Genomic DNA, 24,593 nt, shown 5'->3' with positions numbered 1-24,593 from the left:
CGATGAAAAAAATATTATGTATTCGCATAGATTCTTCTCCCATTCCTAAAGAAGCAAATGAAGTAGTCTGTTTAGATTGTAATTTGGAATATTACTTTTGTAGCTTCTTGGGAAGGGTTTTATTGAAAACAACAAGTTCTGTTGGAGACTTCAAATATCCGGGAGAATTGTTGACAGATTTTGCCAAGTACAATAAAGAGGATTACCGTAGTATTATTAAACAATGGGAAAAGGTTATATCACACTTAATAAACAAAGTATATAATGAAGATGATAATTTGACAATCCTATTACCTTCATCGTTTTGTAATTGGCTCTATCAGCATGAGAACGTTTGTTTTCAAGAAATTGGTAGGAATTTGAATGCGTATCTTTCTATCCTATGCGATATGGAATCCCTATACAATGAAATCATAGTCAATTTCTTGATAAAAAAGGTGACGTTCTTTCTGAAAAAGAACAGAGAAGAGATAGAATATATCTCATTACCATTTCCACTTTATTCTGGTAATTGCATAGAAGATATTTGTTTGCAGTTCGAAACACCGTACATCGGAATTAGAAATGGTTGGAACAAAAATGTTTTTAATGGATTAGGTAATGCAAAATATGATTTCCATGATGGTTTTACCCGATACGACAGTGGTGGTTGGTTAACCTTTATAGATAATCAAGGTAAATTCTGCCAACATAGTCTTTCTGAACTTTTTTTTGATGCACATGACTATTCTGAGGGATTAGCTGCTGTCCAACACGGGAATAAATGGGGATTTATTGATGATAAGGGAAGAAATATCATCCCATGTAAATATGAGGAGGTCGGTGACTTTTTGAATGGAATGGCTCGTGTGAAGTCCAATGGAAAATGGGGATTTGTGAACAAACAAGGAAGAGAAAAGATAGAGTGCAAATATGACTTTGCTGCTGATTTTTCAGGGTATCCTGCCCCATTAGAATTGGCACTTGTAGAAGAAGATTCCGACTTATATTTTATTGATAAAGACGATAATATCCATGTCTTATGCGATTCTCATGAAAGTTATTTTTCTTTTCATGAAGGACTTGCTGGAGTTGAAAAGAATAACAAGTACGGATTTATCAATATGTTTGGAGAAGAACAAATACCCTGTAAATATGAGGAAACAAGCTATTTCTCGGAAGGAATAGTCTGTGTAAAATATATGAATAAGTGGGGTTATATTGATAAAGATGGTCAAGTGGTTACGCCATGTATTTATGATGAAGCATATCCACTAACTGAAGCTATTGCTCTGGTTTGTAGACAAGGTAAATATGGATATATTAATAGAAAAGGAGAGATAACGATACCTTTTATTTATGAAGATGCCTGTTCCTATTCTGACGGATTGGCTTGTGTGAAAAAAGGAGACAAGTGGGGATATATTGATAAATACAATAATGAAATAATTCCTTTTATCTATAACGATGCATTTCCCTTCTCTGACGGTATGGCTCGTGTGCAACTACATTCAGAAGCTGAGTATGACTATATAAATAAACATTGGTTTGTAAAATGAGTGAAAAGAAGATTTTATATATACGCTTGGATTCATCTCCACTGCCTGAAGCATGTGATGAGATTATCGTGAAAGACTTCAACTTAGAGAGTTATTTTTGTACTCTCCTGGGAAAAAGGCTATTGGGAGAATGTTCAATAACCCAATCTGTTCCTTTTCCGGGGAAGATAGTATCCGATTTTAAAGGTTCTTCTCCTGAAATCTATAGCGCAATTACAACCCAGAGGGAAAATATCCTTACAGATCTACTGGCTATAGATGATATGCAAGGCCAACGCTTTGAAATCAATATCCCTTTTGCTTATTTTGATTGGTTGTCTCATCATGAGAATCCTATTTATAGGGAGCTGGGGAAGATTTCATCTCAACATCTGTTTTTTATGGAGAAACTTCTTTATGAAGACATGATAGCTTGTGTTCTAATGAAACGTTTGCGTTTTACGTTGAGTAAAATAACTGACAGCATAGATCATATAGTAGTTAGTCTTCCTATAGTAAAAAGTGGGACACCGTTCATCAGTTATATCATGCAGTTAAATGACAAGTTTAACGGTTCAGATATTATTGACCGTCAAATGTTCATAGATACTTATGTTACGCCAAAAAGAATTGCAGAAAAGAAAAAGGCTCTCGAAATTATATATGAGTTATCTTCACTCCGTGAAGGGAGAATCAGAGTACGTGATAAGAAAACGAAAAAATACGGGTTCGTTAACGAACAAATGGAATTGGTTGTACCTTGCGAGTATGATTTTTGTGGTCATTTTGTAGAAGGTTTGGCTTTTGCTTATGATAAAAATAAAAAAGCGTATCAAATTGATAAATCAGGCAATATCCAAGATTTGCCAAGCTATGATTATCACGAAATATCATCATCTGGATTTTCAGATGGACTAACTTGTGTCTTGAAAGATAGTCAAAAGAGAAGCATTGCATACATAAATACAGACGGAAAAGAAACAATCAATGTTCTATATTCAGGAGGAGTCCGCAACTTTAAAGAAGGTTTTGCAGCTGTATTGAACTCTGACTACAAGTATGGTTTTATTGATAAAACAGGAAATGAAGTTATACCTTGTCAATTTGATTATGCAGGGCATTTCTCAGAAGGATTAGCTAATATACAGATTGGCGGTAAATATGGATTTATCAATCAATTGGGAGAAATAGTAATCTCTTGTAAATATAGTTTGGCGGGGAGTTTTTCTGAAGGATTAGCATCTGTAGAAATCAATGATAAAATAGGGTTCATTGATAAAACAGGGGAAATAGTAATTCCTTGTAAATATAGCTTTCGCTTTCATTCTGAGAGTTTCTCAGATGGTTTAGTTCTGGTTTCAAAAGAGTTTTTAGGTTCTCAGTATTTTATCAATAAAAAAGGAGAAGTCATTGTTCCACCTAATAAATATCGAGACATAAAACCTTTTCATGATGGTTTGGCATGTGTAGATGGCGGATATATAGATAATAAAGGGAACGAAATAATACCACCTGGTATTTTATATAGTCAAGACTGTGATTTCTCGGAGAGAATGGTTTGGATTAAAACTTTTATTAATGGGACAATGCGATACGCATTAATCAAAAAAGAATGGATTATGTAACGCTTTGTTTGTATTATGAAGCTTATCAATAATGACCGCAAAAAGAAGTTCCTTAAATACCTTATAATCCTTAGAAAAGGTGTTTTTCACATAAGGTGTATTTATAAAATATGCTTATCAAAAGCTTATGCAGTAGTTATGAAGCTATTTGGCAAATTGCATATAGATAGGACTTTATTAGTTTGTATCATAAAATTAGCAATCTGTATTTCTCTTATATGCCATCTCACTACATGGTTCTTTAAAGCGACCCATAATATAGAATATACCATTGATAGTGAAGTGGCAGTCTTAGATGGATACTATCGTATTGATACCATAGGAATTGATATTTCAATGTTGAAGGATACAAAGCAATTCGTATGGAAATCAGTACAACAGATTACAACCAATACCTATGCCAACATTATTGCCGAACGACCTATTCATTGTTCGGATGGTTTAAAAGAAGTTCACATAAACAAAGGAAAGCGTATGGACTCCATTAGTGCCGTGATTCAGATTCGTAGTTTAATGGAAACAAAGTATTCGAAGAATATAAATTATGAGAAAATTACGAATAATTATGACTATGATGGAAATAAGCATGTCTTTCACGAACATGGTAATGTTACGGAGCAACAAAAAATAGATACGTATAAGGTCTTTATTCCTATTAAAAATCAAAAAAGTCGTGATGAAATTGAAGTAATGAATAATCTTGCAGTTAAAAATTCAACAAGATGGTTTGATCCTAACAATATTTACAGATTATGTATAAACTTCAATTTGCGGTGGAAAAGCAAACACTTGCAGGATGTTCCGAAATCAACATTAATCATTCGTATGAATGAACCTACAGACTTTGTAACCATCTACCCTGAACCTGATGTGCGTACATTGTCAACCATAGAATACTATGATGTAAGTAAGTTGAAAAACATTCAGTCACATGGAATACATATTCTTGCAGATAGTTTGGAGAATAAAAGTAAACACGATCTGTTAATGCTATTCCTTGCTGCGATTCTATCTATTTTGCTATCAACTACTTTTTCTATATTATGGGATATAATAAAAATTATAACTTGGAAAATAAAGAACAAACAAAAAAAAATAGAAATTGTAAAACACCTTTAAGAATTGATTAGATAAATAGTAAAAATATGAAGACTATATTCTTAAAACATAGGCATAAAGTCCTGATAGCGCTTTGCTGCCTGACAATCTGCTTGTGGTCATGCAAACGTCCGTTGGACTTACGAGAAGCATTCGACAAGGTTTCCGAGATAGACCGCTTTGAAATAGAAAAATACGAGAGTGACAGATACGGCTTTCCCGAAAGCTTCGAAGAAGCGACAGTGTGCGCACATCCCAACTCTTCCTGTCGTGAGAAGGTAATAAACGTACTTTCCAAACTCCCAAAGGAATTGCTTGCGTTTGAGGCAACCGTAGATGGACAAGTTGACCGTTTCTATATTGCATCCACTTCCTTGACAAACAATCTGCTGTTTGTACACATCGGTCAAGGAAGTGGGGATGTGGTGCTGATTCTTTTTTCAAGTGCAGATTTAGTGGAAGCAAGAAGATTCTTATCCCAATTAAACGGGTATCATCGAAGTAAGCAACATACATAGGTAATATTTCACTATTGCCAATGTTTTCTGTGTACTATATGTTCATTTTATGAATTAAGCAACTCGTCTGTATAATAAATAAAATATAGTTATACTGGAACAGGAAACGTAAAGCATTTAGGTATTATTCGTTGAGATTCGAAATGTGGATAAAGAGAATATTACTATGTACTAAGCCAAACTCAGGGTTATCTTTTCTACTGTCAGATAAAATATAGTTCAGGTGACACAAAAGTTTTTCCAGAAAGATAAAAAATAGAATAAGCATCTAAACTTTTACTCTTTATTAACATATCCGAACTCATAAAACTACCACACCCCATAATAACATCAGCTATAGCGAAGAATGATATTGAATGGACAGATATTAATGATCACAACCAGAGCTATAAAAAGCCTACAATTATAAAAAAACATTAAAATACAGTTCATTGCTGAGAAAGATTTTATCCGTACAATAATATTTGCAGAAAAATTTCTTTTCTACATGTCGATTTCTTATGCTTATTGCAAAAATTGAGCCCCTCTTTATTTTAACTTAGAGTATTTATCTTCAAACAGGAACAAACTATACTTCCCTGATAATATAAAATGCCGAAGTAGAACCTGTCGAGAAATAAACCTGAGTACTTATCTTTTATATAATGGCTCTAGCTATAACATAAGCTGTAATTTACAAGACATTTTCCTTTGATTATTAAAGTATTACATGCAACTGTGACCTATTATTTATTCCCAAATAGTATAGATTATAGTCTATTAGAGTATGCCTTCCATATGCTTCACATAACAGGTTACACGACGATAATTCCAAAGAATATAAAGAGAAGCAAGCTTTGATATCTTGCATAATATAGTATTTGCCTTTAGCCATTTCAAACACGAAATCTGCACAGATCAGCTTCATCACATGATACAATAACAATACGCATCCCGGAAATTCTGTGACAATTCAGCATAGCCGATCCAGAATGAACATTGAAGGAAAAGATAATACTGGTACCTTATCCTTGTCAATATTGTAACCTATTTACAAAAACATAAATAGGTTACAAGAGAGGAAAGGACGCTTCCTGTAGGAATGGGTATCAGCAGAGCAATGGTGACAGGTTACACTGAGGCTCTTCCTGGTTGATACATTGCAGGTACTTATTGACAGTTTTTCTGCACAAACCCAAGGCTTTGGCTATTTCCCCCTGTTTCAGCCCTTCTTTGTACATTTGCTTCATACGCTGTAATATCCCAGATGTTACCTTTCTGCGTTTGTTCGGTTTCACAGCAGAACCGGTTACCTCCTCCACCGTTTCAGGCTTCTCATCCTGGAGAACCGACTCACTTGAAGCAATAGAGGGTCCGGTGACTTCAAAGATATCTTGCTTGAGATCGGGAGAAGTAACGGGAGTTTTCCGGGATTTCACAGGTAAGGGTAACGCATCCTTTTCATTCATTCTGCCGACAAAGTGAAGAAACAGCCCACCCTCTTTGCTGATCTTAAGAACAGGCACCTCTTCATTTTTCTCCCCGCTCCTCGATTTGACAACCTTAAGGAAACGGTATTCTCCTCCCTTCCGACACGGGCACAAGGCGACGATCGTATGGGCTATATTCTTGAGTTCCTTCGTACCTATAATATCCTCCGAGTATACAGGTTTCCATGGCTTGTCTGTCTTAACGAAGCTCAGAACAAAGACAGTCAGACAATGACCTCCCTGCCGATAGTTTACTATAATGCTTTTCAGGGATTTATAAAACTTCTGCATACGATGGGGATTGTCGCTTCCATCATAACATCCGGGATGGTCAATGATGATCGTGCGGTCTTCCCTGTATTTGCTTTCTTCCGCACGCTGACGGATGTACTTTTCCAAGTCATCAATGGATGATATCTCTCCGGAAGGAACCACGGTAAAAGTGTCGGGATAATTGACATCTCCTCTCCCATAACGTTCATACAGTTCGTCCTCACCGTTTTCTCCGTCAAGGTACTCCACCCTCTGCTTCGTGACGTCCCACTTATCACCCAATATGCTCTTAACTATCGCATAGGGCTCGGATTCTTTACCCCCAGCCATCGCCAGACCCATTTCTACTGCAAAAATAGATTTTCCCATACCTGTCTGCGCACAGATTACATGGAGTTCTCCCGGAGCGAAAAGGCCTCGTTGGTGGGACGCTGCGCTTTGTCCCTTGTTACGCTCTATGATTTCTTTCATCGAAACGGGGGTAATAGTTTTATCCGACTTTTCAGTAGTATGATCAGCCGGGCTTGTTTCATCAGCCGGTATTGCTTCTTTTTTCTTCTCTCTTTCATCCCACCATATTATGCCTTTATCTATAAGACGTTTTCCAGCATATAACAATATGCCAATTGCGCTTTTCTCTATTATGTGTTTTAATAATGAATTCATATTTTCTTAATTCTTTATTGATAATAAAAAAAGGACATAAACAACTATTGTTCTAGTCATTTATGTCCCAATTAATTTCTCTCTATATATAATTTTTATATAAACTCTATTTCATTTTTATTATAGCCAATATTAAACATTTGATTAATTATCTTTTCTATTTTTTTATTTCTTTCTCAAATGATATGATATAAACAAAAACATTTTTGAAAGAAACCCAAGGAACTAATAGGACATTCATGACTGAATGCAAAATTGTTCTTTTTGAAATCTCTCAAAAAAACTTATAACTATTTTCACCTTTTTTCTTAGAATTTTCTTAAGGTAAACTAGGATTATATGTAATTTTGTTTTATTCATGTCGCAAAAATAGGAATTTTTGTTTATTGTTCCAAATAAAATACCCGTTATTTGATTTATACATACACAACTTTGCCATAAAAAACGGCTTCATCCCTTATTTTCTGTTACAGATGCTCTCTTCCTCTTGATTTACATCCGATTATTTCTACATTTATATTGTCAGGTTCCGCTTTATAATTTCACAACAGAAGCACACTTTTGTAAACAAATATTCCACCTCATCGGTTATATACCTGCCACGTATTCTCTGCCCTCACCTGACCCGGTCAAGGATAACCTTCCAGAACTCCATTTATCTTGTAATTGTTTGCTTCACTTAAATACAATTCTGAATATTTGAATATAATTTTGAGAAATAGAATCAAGCCATTATCTTTATGAATCCAAACCGAGTTCCATGAGAATATTTACTGAACAGGTATTGAAAGAATCTGCCGAAAAGCATCAAGTTGCCTTACAAGATACTATTATTAAACGAAGTGAGTGGACTTGTTTTGCCGATATCAAAGGCTATATTTCCAGCAAATATGGACCTACATTTAAAGTGCCCCGTGAGATCAGTCGGAAATTAAACATTGATGCCAGTATTGTATTTAGAAGTATAATCCTGACAGTTCAGAGATTTTCAATATTTACATATAATAAGATTGACGGTATCTCTATTTCTTGGGGTTAGCCGGAGGCAAAGAGTAAGTGAACGGAGTGAGTGATGATTACATAACTCCTGGAAGGAGATAAAAGTGTTATAAAAGAGTGTGCAAATCGTGTACATTTTATAATAGAAGTACATTTTTGTATATATTTTATAACATCTACACTGTCCCTACTGGCTATGTATTTACTATCGTATACTCTCTGTCTCCGACTTACCCGATGAAGAAAGAAAAAAAAGAAGCCGGGGCATCCCTCAGCTTCTCTTCTTATAAAGATTTTCTATTACCCCAAACTCATGTTACCATTGATTATCATATAACAGATTATAAACTTTCTTATTTCAGATTATACCTTCTGATTAATTTGTAAACCGTTGATTTGTAAAACCTGTATCCTTTAGACGTTACAAATCCTTCTTTATTAAGAATATCCGCTATCTCCTGCAGGGTATGTTCCTCTTTTACTAATGTACGCAACATGGCGACAGCTCTCCTGTTATTGGGATTGTTATCCGCTTTCTCCCTGCAGGTTCTGATACTGTTCTGAATTGCCTGTTCATGTTTGTCCATTAAGTGTTCCGGATTACCCAGCCTGAATCCCCTTGTTTTCTTTGCCTGCAGGGCGGATTTTGTTCTTGCCGCTATAAGTTCCGCTTCGTATTGTGAGATTGCCGACAGGATATGCAACACCATTTTATTGGCTTGCGGGAAATCACAAAACACGATCTCCACATCATTCTCCAGAAGATTTGACAGGAAGGAAACATTTCTTGCCAACCGGTCCAATTTGGCAACGATCAGTGTCGCTTCTGTTTTTCTGCAAAGGCTTAATGCCTCTTTAAGTTTGGGCCTGTCCTTTTTTCGACCTGATTCAATTTCAACAAATTCAGCAACCGGAGTTTTGTCACGAAGATATTTCTGTATAATTTCCCTTTGTGCTTCAAGTCCCAGTCCTGAATATCCTTGTTTCTGTGTGCTTACCCGAAGATAAGCTATATATTGATTGTTCATTGAATTTAAATTTTAATAGTTTTAACAGTAGTTCCGCTGACTAGATGGTCGTCTAATCTATGGAACCGGTCATATTATTACATAAAAAAGACTTTCCGTGAGATTTTGAGTTCCTATAAGCTCTACTTTTTCACAGAAAGCCATCTTTCTAAATTCTGAATTCCTCAAAGATTCCCTAATAACTTATAATATTATATGTATCAGAAATCCTCTTCTCATAGTCGTCCGTTTTCTCCACATTCTCGTCTATCACAGAAACGAGCATATCAAAATAAACGTCTTCTATTATTTTTCTTTCTCCTTCAGAGTCAGGGATAAGATGTACTTTAAAGAGATCCTTTCCTTCATCGAGAATGATTCGTACCATTCCCGTATGCTTGAATCCCTGTACATGAAATTCCAGTCCTCCTTCGACCGGTTTTATCGTGTCCATATCTACTCCCCACGACATAACTATAATGGGTTGTGTCTTTAAGATTGACCATATATATCCGGCCAGTTTCAAATCATAATTTTTGTTCTCCATATTCGATTGTATTTAAGTTGTAATATTCAGTGTAAATTCTCTGATAGTCTTCCATGTCCAGTTGTGGGAAAACGGAGTGGTAGATATAATAGAGGTCTTCTGCGCTCCATAACTCCCCCTGGTCGAGCAGGGCAAATATTTCATCCGTCGCTTCATCGAATTCATCATAACTCCTCCATCGCCTTTCTGGTATCTCAGGTTGGTGTGGATAAGTGTCAGTACAATTCTCAATAATATGTTCTACCAGTGACAGGCAGTTCATGAGGTCTTTCTTTATCGTAAACTCATGGTCCGTATGTGGTTCGTAATATCCACAGCTAAGATTGATGCAACTGACCTGAAGCCCCCGTTCCTTTAGTTCCTGCACATCCGTCATCATTCCATGTGTTTCCTTGTAACCGAACTTTTTATATCCGGCAGCTTTTAGGAACCCGGGAGAACATAGTGATGTCCAACCTATTTCATTAATAATATCCTGATAACCCCGTCTGTCTGGCTGTATAACAAATCGGCAGTCATTGAAAAAATCCATCACCGCTTTTCCTGAACCGACACATCCTATCTCTTCACTGACAAAGAACACCAGTTTTAAGGTGTCATACTTTTTCAGACATTTGAGTGCTATCCAGATTCCGTTCTTGTCATCGGCTCCGAGTCCTTCCTGTCTTTTATTCCGGGAACTGTAACCGAATATGATTTCTTCCGTTTCAATAGGCAGGAAATCCTTTGAATGCAATCTCTGCACCTGGTCAAGGTGTGCTACGATACAAGGGTATGATTCGGCTTCTCCCTTTGTTATATACAAGTTCCCGGCTGCGTCTATTTCAACTTTAGTACCGGTAATTCTCTTGGTATAATTCCATATAAACTTGACCATCGCCCGTTCTTTTCCGCTCGGGCTATAAACCTTATATAATTTCTTAAGCAATTCCATAATTTTTATTTTTTTGTGGGTTAAACATTTATTTCATTCATTTTGTATGCATAAGGCAGTCCTGTTTCCTTATCTATCCCGTCATAAAGCATGTCATTCAATTTATGAAGTTCTCCCGCTTCCAGCAGTCTTTGTGCCGACTCTACGGATATTGTCTTTCTTTCATATTCACAGAGGATATTGTTCCATACCCGGTATATGGTTATGTCTTCTACATGCTCATAGTATTCCTCATCATAGTCGGAATAATGCCAGTTTTCCTTTTTGTATTTCTGTTCCGCTTTCTTCCGGCATTTTTCACAACAATAATCCTCTTCCGTTATTTCTGAATAGTATTTATCCTCCTTCAGAAAATTCTCTTCACATTCGGAGCATGATAGTATGTCGGAGTCATGGTGGTATTCGTCATACTTTTCTATCCATGTAAATTCATCCAGATTCTCCACGTCACAGTAATACTCGCGTCCGTGATAATATACGAGTCTGGTTTCATTGCAATGGTATTCGTGGAAATCATCGTATTCCTCCTCACCATTCAAAGAACCGTCAGTAATATCAAGTGCGATGTCGCCACTTCCGTAATTGTCCGCCGTTCCTTTAGATTCATTGTACCATTTGAATGAATCCTGATAGCTTAAGGTATCGTCATAGTCCAGGTCACATTCTATCCTGAATTTCCTGTCTGACAATGAATTCTCCTCCAGGTCAACAAAAGCCCTTGAATCACCACATCCGGCACCGACTTTCTTGTAACCGTCAATGTGTCCTCCCTTAATCAGGGCATCTATTAAAGCACGTTTGAGGGTATTACTTTCATCCGTAGCGTATTGTCTTTCCGCCAGTCTCCATATTTTTCCATCCTGGTCTGTAACCTTGTTGTAGATGACACACCTTGCTGTCACCTTTCCTTCTTCATTGGTCAGGTATGCCGCGCTTGCATCGACAGAGTCCGTATAGAAATAATGATTATTCCGATCTACCATGCAGGAATGAAAATCTCCCGCACAACAGGAGGATGAGTATATCTTCTCGAAATTCTTGTCCACGCATAACTTGTTTTTAGGGAGCTGCCCCGTTGTATAAGTCTGCCAGTCCGCCGAGAATTCCTCACACAGGTAAGTCACTACCTGTTCCGGAAGGGTTTTACCAAATTCTGTTTCCAGTATGAGGGAGCGGTATAACTTTCCCGCTTTCATTTTAAATGCTTTCCCTCCGTTTTCATGATTAATGTAGCGGATTGACCTGGTATCCCCGTCCTCACACAACCCTTTCAGATCGTCCGTTTCAAAGTTCCTGGAGTAAAAAAAGTCTCCATCCAGCTCCAGGACATAATGTAATGACATATCTGAGTGCCCGCTTATAATTATTGTCCGGGTAATGGTCTTCTTCAATTCCGCCATTGAGGAAATATGAAGCAGCGTATAGTTGTTTGTCTCTATTGCTTCATGCAGTAATCTCTTGTTCCTGATATATGCCAGCAGTATCTTGTTTTTTCTGCTGCATACCCCGTTTCCATGCTTGATAATTCCAAACATGTCCTTGAATTCTTCATAATTTTTAAATTTGTAATATAACATAATCTTTCTTGTTTTAAAATGTTGGTAAATAAAAAAGGAGGACACCACGTTGATTGTGATATCCTCCTCAGATATAATTCCGGTATGTTTCAACCGTCTCTCAAATGAATGGAATATGTAGTTCTTCCAGCACTTCCATTAACTTTTTTGCACCTTTTTTTGATGCTTCATTTCTTAGGTCCGTCCTTCTTTGAGGATCTGCATACACTTTCAATATCTCTACAATAGTCCTGAATAATGTCTGTTGTAGGGTTTGGTGAAATGTTGTCGTTGCAAGTGCGAATCGTTTTTCATTCCACCCGTAATCATTCAAGGCCCTTGCCAATTCCTGTGCCGCCTTGAACTCTCTGCTGTTTTCAATTTCAAATCTTTCCATTTTTCTTTCTGATTCGTTTTTAGTTAAAATATAGCTGCATTGAACGGCCATTTTTCTGCGTCAGTATCAATGAGCTGGTGTACATATTTATCTGACGGATATGCCTTTTCGGCTTTTAAAGTGGCTGCAATATAATTTGTTGCTTGTACCGTCAGCGAGGGCATCATTTCTATGAAGTCCTTGTACGTTTCCCCCTCTTCGGTAATTAAGGTATATTTGATTATATCGAAGGTGTAATGTGCCATACTTTATTCCTTTCCATTTTATTCAGAACCATTCCCGTTTTACTCACCGATGTGCTCTGTCCGTTCATTTTCTTTTCTTAGCAACTGAAGTTCCACCTTCTCCGCATCAAATTCATAATTCATGCACTTTTTAAAGTTTCCCATTAAAAGAAGCAGGGGAAATAACATCCCGTACCTGCAATTCCTTCCGTGCTCGTCTAGTGCTGATTTACAGGTGTCACAATGGTATATGTCCTGTATACATGCTGTTTTCATACGATTTTCTCCTTTCTGATTTTAATTTAACAAAAGAAGGGAGAAAGACCTTGTTTGTTATTTTTAGATCTTTCTCCCTTCATAGGATTTTTAGATGTTCCGGCCTATCCTAGGAACCATCCGTAGTTTTCTGTGTCTTCCCCAGTTAGGGCTTTCTGAATGCCTACCGCAAAATCTGTGGCATTCTGATTCCTTTCGAGGAATTTGTCGATATAGGACTGTTTGGCCGCCTCGTTAAGAAGCTGCATCAGGTCCCAGCATGAAATTTTTGCTCTTCCGCGTAAGCCGAAGTTGGGGTTGTCAATATAGCCTTTGGTAGCTGCATTGATGTTTGAATCACCCAGGATAACTTTCGGCAATTCTTTCATCCGTGATGTCGGTAAAACCTGGTAAAGCCGTAAACGTCCGATTATCTGGCAGAACTGTTCCTGTGAAATCATCGTTCTTCCCAGGTCTTCAAGAAGTCTCAAATTTTGTTCGGGATTGAATGTCTGAAACAGTTTTAGTGCGGCTATATAAATATCCGTGTCGCTCATAACTTCCAGACGTCCTGTCAAGCCGTCACATGTCAGCATAAGATTACTGCATACCCTGACTCTCCATCCGATAAAGATTTTAAATTTTTCAGGGGATTTTTTCCCGTACAGGTTCTCTTCGTTCAGGCTTCTTACGCCGCCGATACAAAGATGCACTTCCTCACCGTTCATTTCTCGACATATGGTTCGGATATGAAAACAGAATGCCATTCTCTGATAATAGATGGTTTCGTCTTCAGGTTTGAGTTCTTCCTTCCTCTTTGTCAGTGCGGAAGGATGTCTGCCTAAAATCTTGTGTGAGACTCTGATTTCCGTATTACCGAAAGTTTCTCCTGCAAAAAACATGCTTGCCGCCTCCTCAATACGGTGTATAAAAGTCTGGTGGCTGATTGTAAGCTGATTGTCTCCAAAGCTGGGTACAATACAGTTCGTTTCCAGTTCTTCAAGTGTAATGCCTGAAGTGTTTGATTCAATAAAATTGGAATGTTCCTTCTCCTGTTCCTTTTCCGATACGATTACTGCATCTTCGATAAAGGTTGGGTTGATCATACCCATTCTTGTCATCATTGTGGATGGTAATAATAAATTGGTTGTTTCCATATTTTTATAGTTTTTAATTAGTTAATAAAATCCGATAAAAGAAAAAGCCAAGAGGTTCATTTCTTTGCTTTTACAAATATTCCTCTTAGCTTCTTGATTCCCTTGAGTATGGATGTGGTTACCTCAAGGATTGTTATAATTACGTCCTGTGCCTTATCATAATCCATTCACTAGACGTTCTATGGGTTTTCAGTTGCTACATTGCCTGTATCAACTTTACTTGCGGCGGATTTACGTTTGCTCCTGCCACTATACTTCTCTACAAGTTCCACAATAGTTGAACCTGCCACAATGATCTCAGCAATGTATGCTGCGATTCTGATTCCTTTCATTAAATGTTTCATTTTTTTTCTTGTTTTTTGTTGTTGGTTAATAATATGTTCTTGTTCTCTTGTCTTTTATTCTTATTTCTTATTCTTGTCATATATAAGGGTTTAAGGTGAAGAGGGAAGGAGAAGAAAAAATAAAGAGCCGTTATCAAGACTCTTCGTCCTGACTTGGCTCTTTGATAGGCTGTCATACTTTCATTACCCAGACTGTAGCTGTGATAATTACCGATACCGCTGCTATCCTTCGAATTGAATCTCCCAATGATCTTCTAAGTATTGGGATCAACCCGGAAATTGTTTAATCTTGTTTGAAGCTTATGTGCACCATTTAGTACTGGTGCAATCTCCGTGCTTCAATTTATTCTCATCTATAAGAGTTTGAGGGGGTGAGAGAGGGAGAAAATTGTAGCTACACCGCTTCCTTCTGAAGATAAAATGAACTTAATATGCTCATATTAGAAATATAATAGATGTAATTAATTTGAAATCCATGAGTAAACTCTGCTGAAGGTTAAAGATGATTTCTTTTATTTAGTAACCGTTTCATTTACACCTCGTCAGAATAAACAAAGCCAAGGAATGAATGTTGTTAGCAATATTATCATTAACAAAATGTAGCATATTGCTCTTGATATATGGTTGGGACATATTTTCTTTAAGAACGAATTTATCATTTTCATATGTAACAAAATATGAATAGCCAGTAAGATGATCAGGATTATTCCAGCCCATAGATGTATATTTCCCCATTCATGTCTTCCCAGTCCCCATAATTGTGAAGCGCATGAATATGCTCCTTCATGTTTGACGGCGTAACGGGAGGGGATAACAATTTCCAATATGAATCCACTTATGCTAACTATACCTATTGTTACCAACATCATGATATCAACAAGAAGATTTATCGTAATTTTGTTTTTCATGTTTTTCCATTTTATCTTTAACAAAAAGGAGTGGTTGTCCGAAAATAAAAGTTTGTACTCTTCACCAGTTTCATTGATTATGTACCAATCAAATTTTACTTATCATTATAAACATAGGCAATATTATAAAAACATTTTGGAGGATCCAAAAAGTCATAGCTATTTTTTTATGTCAAAATAATATATCACTTTATGGAAAAGGTCACAAGCAAAATCGTTTAGAGATAAAAATATTTGGAAGAATAGTGCATTGTATATTAGATACAGGGTTGTTGAATGAATTAAGGCTAAAAATTGTTTTAAACTATGATGATCATTGAAGTCGTATGAATAGCAAATAACTGAGTCTGGTTACTTTTTATTTCTCTGTTAAAATAGTCTCTTTCTGCTTGATTTTTACCTGATTATTGCTACTTTTGTACATAAGTGTCGGGAAGGTTTATTGAGGCATTTTAAACAGTCTCTCATGTTGTTGGTTATACAATGGAACATTTCCGCGATTTGATTTTGAAATTATAAAAATAGAAAGCATATGGGAACAGAAGGAATACAGGATAAATATGTAAATCCATATACCGATTTTGGATTTAAACTGCTTTTTGGAACAGCTATGAATAAGGAGCTGTTAATTAGCTTTTTAAATGCACTCTTATTCAAGGAGGAAGTAATCAAGGATGTAACTTACCTTAATGCAGAATATCTTGGAACACAGGAATATGACCGTCGGGCTGTATTTGATGTTTATTGTGAGAATGAGAAGGGAGAGAAGTTTCTGGTTGAGATGCAGCGTGGCGAGCAGCAGTTCTTCAAAGACCGTAGCGTCTTTTATTCTACTTTTCCTATTCGTGAGCAGGCCAAACGTGGGGAATGGGATTATGAGTTGAAGGCTGTCTATGTAGTGGGTATTCTGAATTTCTCTTTTGACAATTCTGATGAGGAGTATTTTCATCATGAGGTGAAACTTGTGGATCTTTACACGCACAAAGTGTTCTATGATAAACTTACCTTTGTTTATCTTGAAATGCCTAAATTCAATAAGACCGAAGATGAGTTGGAGAGTATGTTTGACAAGTGGCTTTTTGTTCTGCGTAACCTTGCCTCTCTGCTTGAACGTCCCAGAGCATTACAGAACAGAGTTTTTGATCGTCTCTTTGAAACTGCGGAAATTGCAAAGTTTACTAAGACTGAACTGAGTGAGTATTGGGACAGTCTGAAAAATTTCCGTGACTGGTATAGTGTTATATCTACGGCGGAAAAAAAAGGATTGGAGAAAGGTATGGAAAAGGGCTTGGAGAAAGGAAGAGAAGAAGGAAGAGAAGAAGGTGAGAAAAAAAAGGCTATGGAAGTCGCTCGTTATCTTAAATCATCGGGGACCTCAATGGAACTGATAATTGGAGCGTCTGGATTAACCCAAAAAGAAATTGAAGAATTATAAATGGTGAAAAAAGAAAAAATAATTGCAATCAATGCACTTCAATTGTGTATTTAGCTCTTAAAGAGCAGAAAGTTTGTTATAGAGTGAGCATTCAAAAGTTGCACAAGTTATTTTTTAAGCATTAATTATCTTTGCGTTGAAAGGAGACAGCCACATGAAACTAATAGAGAACAATATCCAGAAGATTATAGACTTATGCAAGAAACATAAGGTACATAAGCTATTTGTGTTTGGTTCTATCCTTACAAATCGCTTTAACGACAACAGTGATATTGATTTAGTAGTAGATTTTAATAAGGCAGAAGTAAGCGATTACTTTGATAATTTTTTTGATTTCAAATATGCTTTAGAAAATTTGTTTGGTAGAAAAGTAGACTTACTGGAAGAACAGACTATTAAGAATCCATATTTGAAGAAGAATGTAGATGCAACTAAAACTTTAATCTATGGATGAATTAATAAAGAAACATTTACAAGATATTCTAACTGCTATTGAAGAAGTAGAAAGTTTCTTTGGCAATACTCCTAAAATTTATGATGACTTCTATAGTAACCTATGCCTTAGGCGAACTGTTGAAAAGAAACATAGAAATTATTGGCGAAGCTATGAATAGAATACTAAAAGTTGATAAAGAGATAGCCATAACTAATTCGCGCAAAATTGTTGATGCTAGAAACTATATCATACATGGTTATGACAGCCTATCAGTAGATATACTTTGGAGTATGGTTATTAATCATTTACCAAAACTAAGAAATGAAGTAATAGCATTACTAAATATATAAGGTTTGTGACTTATTCACGACCATTTATTCAAAACAGAGAGATTTATAATCTGGAGCGTTCTTTAAAATATTTCAATATTTATCTGTAAAACAATTATTTACGATTGATTTGATTAAATTACAGGGATGCTGTGTCGCTGCTTCTTATGGTATGACCGATACTATGGGTCGTATGCATTCAGACGCTCAGTTCGCTGGTTCTTCATCAGTTCCTGCTCACGTAGAAATGATGGGCTTCCTGGGTATCGGTAACAACCCGATGGTAGGATGTACAGTGGCTTGTGCTGTAGACGTTGCTACTGCTTTGAGCAAGTAATTTAAGTTACTATATATAGATAAACTCCTGTAATCCTTGTGGTTGCAGGAGTTTTTTATTTGTGGTAACTTGGCTTAGATAACAGATTGAAGCACCTTGCATCACCCATTATTGAGAGCTAATGAATAGTGAATCGGTAAGGGGGTAACAAGCTAAATTCTGTCTTATTTAAGTCAGAACACCCCATGTAAAGAATAGCCAATTACCTCTCAAATCAAGCCATAAACAGGTTACTTTTGCAGCCGATTTGCAGCCGAATTTGCCATTCTTTAAAAACGGCTGCAAGAATTGGCATAATCAACTATAATACAATGCGATACACTCCATATAACATTTAATTTAAAATGGAGAAACATTGTACAATGGTGTACTTCTCATTAAGAGAAAGTAAGCAAAACAAGAAAGGTCTATCACCTATTGAAGTTTCAATCACCACTAACGGCAAGAGAATCTACTTTAGTACAGGTAAGCACGTACCTGCTGCCGATTGGAACAAAGAGAAGCAAGCTGTAAAAGGTAAGAGTGAAGAAGCACAGCTAATCAACGGTTATCTGATTCAACTACGGAATAAGATATATCAGAAAGAGATTGAGCTACTCCAAAAGGGTTACCTTATCACTGCTGAACTATTAAAAGAAGCTATCACAGATAAAGTAGAAGCTCTGAATGAGAAAACTTTATTGGAACTTCTGGAAGAACATAACACAGAACGCAAAGCAATGGTAGGTAAAACTGTTGCCCCTGCCACTTATTGGGTGTTTGAATATACAGGCAGACTGTTCAAAGAGTTTATTCAGAAGAAATATGAACGTAAGGATTTATATTTAAGAGAGATAAACTTAGGCTTCATTCAAGGATTCCATGCTTACCTTTTAGGAGAGAAGAAGATGGGACAAAACTCCTGCACCAAACATTTAAAGTTTTTAAAGAAGCTGCTGAATTTAGCTGTTGCCAACTCCTATATATCCTACAATCCTGTAAATGTTTATAAGGTGGAACGCGAACCCGTAGATATAGATTTCTTGGATGAAGAAGAATTGAGGAAGATTATCAACTTTGATACTCCCCTACCAAGATTGGAACGAGCTAAAGATATGTTCCTCTTTGGGTGTTTCACTGGGCTTAGTTACATTGACATTAAGACCTTGACACCAGAACACTTTGAAAAAGACAATGCAGGCAGAATATGGATTAAGAAACGTAGAGTTAAGACAGGTGTTCTATCACGCATCCCCCTACTCCCAATCGCCAAACTAATATTGGATAAGTACAAAGGTGGAGATAAGCTACTCCCTATTCAAGACCCTGCGGACATCAACAAATATCTAAAGGATATAGCTATACTCTGTGGAATCAATAAACGCATTTGCTTCCACACAAGTAGGCACACATTTGCAAGTACAGTTACTTTAGCCAATAACATATCTCTGGAAGTTGTTTCTAAGATGTTAGGACATACCAATACACGAATGACTGCCCATTATGCAAAGCTAATAGACAAGTGCATTGGTGAGCAGATGGATAAACTTATGGATACGTTTACAGGAGATTCTGATTACTAAAGCATATCCTACCCACAAATTCCCCACTTGTAGCAATGCAGGTGGGGATTATTTTTTAACTTTGCCTTAAACTAATAATCATGGAGAAGCTAAAGGAAGATTACATAAGCATTGATACCCGTTTGGAATACATGGAAGCCATAGCCGTTGAATACGTTCCAGATGTAGATATAGACCCAGCCACAGGAGAAAGATACGTCTGTGGCACTACCGCCTCACCTCTATTCATAAGGAGATACAATCAGAATAAACTATATGGCAACTTCACATACGAAGATTATATAGCTAATGAGGACATACAGAATACATTGAAAGGTTTGGGAGTTGATATAGATAAGTTCTGGTTTCTACTTCTGTTCATCTTTGACTATACTTGTGGCACGTGCTTGGATGGAATGAAAGCAACAGGCATTGGAATAGAACAGCTCATCAAATTCGCCAAAGCCATAGCTGACAACCATAAGGAGATTAACCAATTTGGAGTAAGTTTTAAAAAGCCTATCACTATCTCTGTAAAAGTGGAAGGTAAGCATCAGATAGTAATTGATAATGCCAATGCAATAGGATATTTGGCTACTACCATCATCAATAACCTAAAGGAGATAGAGGAACACCCTTGGATGCAGAGCCAACAAGTCAGCATAACTACTAATGCAGAAGAAAAGGAATCCGTTCAGATATGGCTGTTCTATAAGATGTTCAATGACTTCTTCAATCTATCCCCTTATAACAAGCTGTTTAATGTCAGACAGAAGAAAGGAAGCACCATATCACTTAGTAAGACATTACTCATATCAAGGCTTATCTACTTCACTAAGCTATCTATGAATAAGAATTTCTCAGAGGATGAATTTACTTTAAAAGGCTACATCAAGCAATATAAAGACAAGAGAATTGATACTGTGAATAGCATATACTTCTAACAACACACTGATAACCAACCAAGTCCTACTCCGTACCATTAAGAGGGTACATAAGAGTAGGACTTTTTTTCTCTCTTTTAATCCTACCATTATATACCACCTTTGTACCGTCAAAACGATAGCGGACGAGCTACCAATTAAGAGGGGAAGTAAAACCACTCATTAATTTCTCTCTTTTAATCAGCCCAGAAGCCAGTAGTTTTGCAACGTAATCAGATAACCAAGTGTACATAGGTTTGACGATTACACAGAACATTTTAATAACAATTAAAAATAAACGAATATGACAACATTAAATGTAAATGCAACAGAGATGGTAAACAACAGTGTAGAATCAAACAACGCAACTATGGGTAACGTAGAGGAACTGACTAAGGTTTTGAAACAAGAAGAAAAGGAATTACAGCGTCTCATTAAGAGAAATGCTGATGAAGCAGTGATAGCAGCACAACAGAATGTAGTTGATAAGACTAAAGCCAAGTTGGAACAGGCACAGGAATTTGAGAAAGAATCCAATGAGAATATAGGCAATGACTTCCTTACATTCTCAATAGTCAATGAAGAAACAGGTGCAAGAGTAGAACAGCAGAAGAAGATAGCATTCGTAAAGAACAATAGACCAGTAAACTCCAAGAAGGTAGATAGCTTTATTGCTCTAATAGCTGCAAACAAATATGAGAAGGCATTTCCTATCATTGTAGTGGAAGCAGCAAAGCTGATTGAAGCAGGTTACACTGTTACTGACATCAAAGGCAGGGAATTGACTAAGGAAGAAGCTGCGGACTATCTCGTTATTCTTGACGGACAGCACAGATGCACAGCATTCGCCAAGCTGGTAGCAACAGGCAAGTACACTGAAACCATTCCCAATGTTTATGTAAGGGATATTGAGAATGTAGGTGAATACTTGGTAGATATTAATAATGTAGGCAGCAGTTGGGATAAAAAAGACAGATTAGTTGTAGCTTCTTTGACTACTAAAGATGAACTATTCCAAAATGTAGCAGAACTGTTGAATGAAGGTTTCAACCCATCTACCGCCATGCTGATTTACACAGGTAAGAGCTTATCTGACAAACAAGTGAACAAGGCTTTAAAAGGTGAAGAAATAACCTTCCCCAAAGGTACAGAGATTAACATTGAAAGAGGAAACAAGTTCATCAACTTATGCAAGGCAGCCAAGATGGATGTTTCTTTCATCACTAAACGCTACTTCATCAAAGACTTCAACAGTTATGCCAAATCCACAAGCGAAGAACAAGCATTTGAAGCATTAAACAAATTGAAAGAGCTGAACTATACAGAAGCAAATTGGAAAGAAGTTAAAGAAGAAGATGACTTCATAGAAATACTGAAAGAAGCTCTGGAAGCATAAGTAACCAATAACCAAGCCCATGTGACAGGTGGGTTTGTTCTCCCCAAGTTCTTAGACATTCTGAATAGTCTAAAGTTTGATTACTAAATGTGTGGTCTTATCATTAGTTCCCCACTTGTGGAATTACTATCTTTATAGTAGTACAGACAGATAATCCCACCACACAGATTGACGGACTTACAAACTATTCAGAATATCTAAAATGGAAGAATTTACTTATGAGCAGATAAGGGCTAAGGCTCTTAAACAGGGAGTAAAAGATAACAAGGTTCACATTGGATTGTGGGCTAATCTTAATAACTATCTAAAGACAAGGAGAAAGAAGAATGGAAAGGTTGCTACCTATTATATCTCATTGCAGAAGTTGGCTTATTAATTCACTGATATTTAATCTGATATGATAATTCATCTGCCAACAGGAAAGAAGTTTCACAACAGAAAGGAAGCCAAGATATACTTTGGAACTGCCTACTATTACAGGATGGAACGAGAGAAGAAAGATTTAATGTTTACCAATAATATTCAATCAGCTACTAATGAATATGAAGATACAATTAAAGCACCTGCAAAACAGGACAAGTAACATCAAACAAGAATATGCTACCATTAACAAGTCTATTGTAGATAAACTCAATCCACCCAATTTGTACAGGTTCTTCTGTCTGTCCTTATATAGAAACGACTATTATAAGGTCAGATGGAGAATCAAAGACTTAGCCAAACGAACTGGAGAGAAAGAGGACGCATTAAAGAACTTCAATAAGGATATAGAGGCAGTGCTGATTAGAAAGAGATATAGGGAAGCTATCAACCATCCTCTTATAGAATTTGTAATGAGGAGCATTTACTGCATTCCACCCATTGAACATCCCAACTTCATAACACTGTCCTACCTCTTTATGACAGTGGATTTGAATATTAAAGTGAAAGGATATTATATCAAGCTCCTATTAATAGCAGAGAACAACAAGATACTGCTTACTCCTAATAAGTTGGCTGACAAATTGGGAATGGGTAAGAAGAATGTAGAGAGTTACAATCTGGAATTATATAGTGCAGGTTTGTTAAGATATATACCCAAAGGGATAGAGCTTACTCCCAATGAACTATTATTAGACAACAACATAGCCAAACAGCGCAAGGAGTGGAATCCAACCAACTCAAAAAACGTGGTTAAGATAGCTTTCAAGTCCAAATAACAGGCAAGTAGGATTTTTCGTACTGTTTATTAATATATTAAGAGATAGTACGAATAATCCCCACTCCGTCTTATTCTGACTTTAGAAGCATCTAAAGTTGAATTTCTACGATAAGGGTAAGCAGCCCTTATGAATGCTACTTCGTAATGACAATTTTAAACCATCAGAGTAATGCACAAGACACCCCTACCCACATACCCCCCCCCTCATAGCTCTTAAATAAAAAGAATGCTTTAGAAATGCAGTCTGATAGTTGGCAGGAATAAGCATTCTTATTAATCCAAGAGCAGGCACGATGCACTATTGCCATAGCTAACCAATAATTTACTAATGCTCCTTATTTCCTTTAAAAGAATATTTAGGGAAAGACATAGAACAGCCTAAGATGCAAGCGAAGTAATTCACTTGTGTTTTAGGTCTGTTCCTATTAAATCCATTCAATCAATAACCATTTAATTCAATTTCATTATGAGAGATTTAGTAATTATGCCAGCTATGGCACAGCGTAGAGAATCATTAAACATGGGTGAGTTTGCAGAAGAAGCAATCATTGTAGAAGAAGTTGCAGCACCCAAGAGAGTAAACCATTTCATTGAAGCCAACACGCAGGAAGTAACCTTGCAGCACTTACAACAAGACTGCATCATTCCAAGTTTTGCATCAATGGAGGAAACCATAAGCCACCAATCCTTTATAGGTGCAGTAGTGGATGCAGCTAAGGACTATTTTCATGGAGAGCAGTTTGATACACCAGAGATTAGAATCTCACACCCTATCAATGGCAGAATCCCAAGTGCATTAGGTAAGAAAGCATCTGAACTGACAGATGAAGAGAAGACTTTGTTCTATCAGAGAATGTGCTTCTGTTTTGAAATCCCATCCATTGTACATGATGAATACGGTAATCGTTTAGCGTTATCCATTGGTGGAGTGAGAGCATATAACGAGATTAACCTATACAGTAAGAAGTCTGTTGAGAGATTTAAAATCTTCATAGGCTTTCGTAATCGTGTGTGCTCAAATTTAATGCTTACTACTGACGGCTTGCAGGATAAGATAGAAGTCCTAAACGTACAGGAACTATATGCAGCAGCATTGAATCTGTTCCATGCTTACAACCCATCCAAAGACCTGCATCTGTTAAGGACACTTGGGCAGATGTCAATCTCAACGAGTGAGTTCTGCCAAATAATAGGCAGGATGAGATTATATCAAACTCTTACACCCAACCAACAGAAACGCTTACCTCGTCTATTGTTGGGAGACAGTCAAATTAATGCAGCTTGTAGAGCATTCGTTTCTGATGCAAACTTCAAGAGCACAGGGGACAGCATTACAGGTTGGCAGCTCTTAAACCTGCTCAATGGTTCTGTAAAGTCAAGTTACATTGATAACTTCTTGGAGAGGAATCTTAACTGTACAGAGTTTGTACAAGGCATTCAACGTGCCAAATTAGGAGATAGTGAATACGCTTGGTTCTTGGGCTGAGTGGATTGTTGATTG

At 36.8% G+C, this 24,593-nt stretch carries 23 protein-coding genes and 2 pseudogenes; 15 read left to right on the top strand and 10 right to left on the bottom strand.

Going from position 1 to position 24,593, the window contains the following annotated elements; all coding sequences use genetic code 11:
• Positions 1–2: 2 nt before the first annotated feature.
• The 4 genes from K6V30_RS13790 to K6V30_RS13775 all read left to right on the top strand — a co-directional run bounded on the left by K6V30_RS13790 (position 3) and on the right by K6V30_RS13775 (position 4,758).
• A complete protein-coding gene (locus tag K6V30_RS13790; RefSeq protein ID WP_224207136.1) occupies positions 3–1,538 on the top strand; it encodes a WG repeat-containing protein in 1,536 nt (511 codons plus the stop codon).
• Entirely contained in the window at positions 1,535–3,142 is a 1,608-nt protein-coding gene (locus K6V30_RS13785) for a WG repeat-containing protein (RefSeq protein WP_224207135.1), read from the top strand. The genes K6V30_RS13790 and K6V30_RS13785 overlap by 4 nt, the downstream gene beginning before the upstream one ends.
• A 138-nt stretch (positions 3,143–3,280) precedes the next feature.
• Positions 3,281–4,261: a hypothetical protein gene (locus tag K6V30_RS13780; RefSeq protein WP_224207134.1), complete on the top strand. Its 981-nt coding sequence runs from the start codon at positions 3,281–3,283 to the stop codon at positions 4,259–4,261.
• Between the two features lie 26 nt (positions 4,262–4,287).
• Positions 4,288–4,758, top strand: coding sequence for a hypothetical protein (locus tag K6V30_RS13775; protein ID WP_224207133.1), 471 nt, complete (start codon positions 4,288–4,290; stop codon positions 4,756–4,758).
• Between the two features lie 1,088 nt (positions 4,759–5,846).
• On the opposite strand, the gene K6V30_RS13770 is transcribed toward K6V30_RS13775, so the two are convergent.
• Complete coding sequence (locus tag K6V30_RS13770; RefSeq protein ID WP_224207132.1) at positions 5,847–7,166, bottom strand: AAA family ATPase; 1,320 nt, start codon at positions 7,164–7,166, stop codon at positions 5,847–5,849.
• Positions 7,167–7,926: 760 nt separating this feature from the next.
• On the opposite strand from K6V30_RS13770, the gene K6V30_RS13765 reads away from it, so the two are divergent.
• Positions 7,927–8,205 carry a type II toxin-antitoxin system HigB family toxin gene (locus tag K6V30_RS13765; RefSeq protein WP_224207131.1) on the top strand — a complete coding sequence of 93 codons (279 nt, stop codon included), beginning with the start codon at positions 7,927–7,929 and terminating at the stop codon, positions 8,203–8,205.
• A gap of 313 nt (positions 8,206–8,518) precedes the next feature.
• Here the strand turns inward: K6V30_RS13765 and K6V30_RS13760 are convergent, their stop codons facing one another.
• From K6V30_RS13760 to K6V30_RS13720, 9 genes are all read right to left on the bottom strand, one after another.
• Positions 8,519–9,193, bottom strand: coding sequence for a recombinase family protein (locus K6V30_RS13760; RefSeq protein ID WP_128131425.1), 675 nt, complete (start codon positions 9,191–9,193; stop codon positions 8,519–8,521).
• Between the two features lie 175 nt (positions 9,194–9,368).
• On the bottom strand, positions 9,369–9,719 hold the full coding sequence (locus K6V30_RS13755) for a hypothetical protein (RefSeq protein ID WP_224207130.1): 351 nt from the start codon (positions 9,717–9,719) through the stop codon (positions 9,369–9,371).
• Entirely contained in the window at positions 9,700–10,653 is a 954-nt protein-coding gene (locus K6V30_RS13750) for a zinc-binding metallopeptidase family protein (RefSeq protein WP_224207129.1), read from the bottom strand. Before K6V30_RS13750 ends, K6V30_RS13755 begins: the two co-directional genes overlap by 20 nt.
• A gap of 20 nt (positions 10,654–10,673) precedes the next feature.
• Positions 10,674–12,230: a hypothetical protein gene (locus K6V30_RS13745; protein ID WP_224207128.1), complete on the bottom strand. Its 1,557-nt coding sequence runs from the start codon at positions 12,228–12,230 to the stop codon at positions 10,674–10,676.
• A gap of 100 nt (positions 12,231–12,330) precedes the next feature.
• Positions 12,331–12,606 carry a hypothetical protein gene (locus K6V30_RS13740; RefSeq protein WP_070613051.1) on the bottom strand — a complete coding sequence of 92 codons (276 nt, stop codon included), beginning with the start codon at positions 12,604–12,606 and terminating at the stop codon, positions 12,331–12,333.
• A gap of 23 nt (positions 12,607–12,629) precedes the next feature.
• On the bottom strand, positions 12,630–12,851 hold the full coding sequence (locus K6V30_RS13735; RefSeq protein ID WP_224207127.1) for a sulfate transporter: 222 nt from the start codon (positions 12,849–12,851) through the stop codon (positions 12,630–12,632).
• Between the two features lie 359 nt (positions 12,852–13,210).
• The gene (locus K6V30_RS13730) at positions 13,211–14,242 is read right to left on the bottom strand and encodes a DUF3871 family protein (RefSeq protein WP_224207126.1); all 1,032 of its coding nucleotides are present in this window, start codon (positions 14,240–14,242) and stop codon (positions 13,211–13,213) included.
• Positions 14,243–14,421: 179 nt separating this feature from the next.
• A complete protein-coding gene (locus K6V30_RS13725; protein WP_164674623.1) occupies positions 14,422–14,574 on the bottom strand; it encodes a hypothetical protein in 153 nt (50 codons plus the stop codon).
• A gap of 554 nt (positions 14,575–15,128) precedes the next feature.
• Complete coding sequence (locus K6V30_RS13720) at positions 15,129–15,455, bottom strand: DUF4405 domain-containing protein (protein ID WP_259021378.1); 327 nt, start codon at positions 15,453–15,455, stop codon at positions 15,129–15,131.
• 571 nt (positions 15,456–16,026) lie between these two features.
• Here K6V30_RS13720 and K6V30_RS13715 point away from each other — a divergent pair.
• The 10 genes and pseudogenes from K6V30_RS13715 to K6V30_RS13670 all read left to right on the top strand — a co-directional run bounded on the left by K6V30_RS13715 (position 16,027) and on the right by K6V30_RS13670 (position 24,578).
• The gene (locus K6V30_RS13715) at positions 16,027–16,929 is read left to right on the top strand and encodes an Rpn family recombination-promoting nuclease/putative transposase (protein ID WP_224207125.1); all 903 of its coding nucleotides are present in this window, start codon (positions 16,027–16,029) and stop codon (positions 16,927–16,929) included.
• A 154-nt stretch (positions 16,930–17,083) separates the two neighbouring features.
• The gene (locus tag K6V30_RS13710) at positions 17,084–17,383 is read left to right on the top strand and encodes a nucleotidyltransferase family protein (RefSeq protein WP_195570666.1); all 300 of its coding nucleotides are present in this window, start codon (positions 17,084–17,086) and stop codon (positions 17,381–17,383) included.
• A pseudogene (locus K6V30_RS13705) lies at positions 17,376–17,715 on the top strand (HepT-like ribonuclease domain-containing protein). The gene K6V30_RS13710 and the pseudogene K6V30_RS13705 overlap by 8 nt, the downstream one beginning before the upstream one ends.
• 139 nt (positions 17,716–17,854) lie before the next feature.
• Positions 17,855–18,031, top strand: a pseudogene (locus tag K6V30_RS13700) (GGGtGRT protein); the annotation flags it as partial.
• Between the two features lie 344 nt (positions 18,032–18,375).
• Positions 18,376–19,593, top strand: coding sequence for a site-specific integrase (locus K6V30_RS13695; RefSeq protein WP_055269225.1), 1,218 nt, complete (start codon positions 18,376–18,378; stop codon positions 19,591–19,593).
• An 80-nt stretch (positions 19,594–19,673) separates the two neighbouring features.
• Positions 19,674–20,516: a hypothetical protein gene (locus tag K6V30_RS13690; RefSeq protein ID WP_055269226.1), complete on the top strand. Its 843-nt coding sequence runs from the start codon at positions 19,674–19,676 to the stop codon at positions 20,514–20,516.
• A 283-nt stretch (positions 20,517–20,799) separates the two neighbouring features.
• On the top strand, positions 20,800–21,891 hold the full coding sequence (locus tag K6V30_RS13685; RefSeq protein WP_081030796.1) for a hypothetical protein: 1,092 nt from the start codon (positions 20,800–20,802) through the stop codon (positions 21,889–21,891).
• Positions 21,892–22,288: 397 nt separating this feature from the next.
• A complete protein-coding gene (locus K6V30_RS13680) occupies positions 22,289–22,474 on the top strand; it encodes a hypothetical protein (RefSeq protein ID WP_055269227.1) in 186 nt (61 codons plus the stop codon).
• Positions 22,434–23,090: a hypothetical protein gene (locus tag K6V30_RS13675; RefSeq protein ID WP_055269228.1), complete on the top strand. Its 657-nt coding sequence runs from the start codon at positions 22,434–22,436 to the stop codon at positions 23,088–23,090. The genes K6V30_RS13680 and K6V30_RS13675 overlap by 41 nt, the downstream gene beginning before the upstream one ends.
• A gap of 468 nt (positions 23,091–23,558) precedes the next feature.
• Entirely contained in the window at positions 23,559–24,578 is a 1,020-nt protein-coding gene (locus tag K6V30_RS13670; protein ID WP_055269229.1) for a DUF3871 family protein, read from the top strand.
• Positions 24,579–24,593 lie beyond the last annotated feature (15 nt).

The organism is Bacteroides faecis (genome assembly GCF_020091505.1).
In the GTDB taxonomy this organism is placed as follows: domain Bacteria; phylum Bacteroidota; class Bacteroidia; order Bacteroidales; family Bacteroidaceae; genus Bacteroides; species Bacteroides faecis.
Note: the sequence above shows the minus strand (reverse complement) of the source record. Positions and strands in the feature narration are given on the sequence as shown.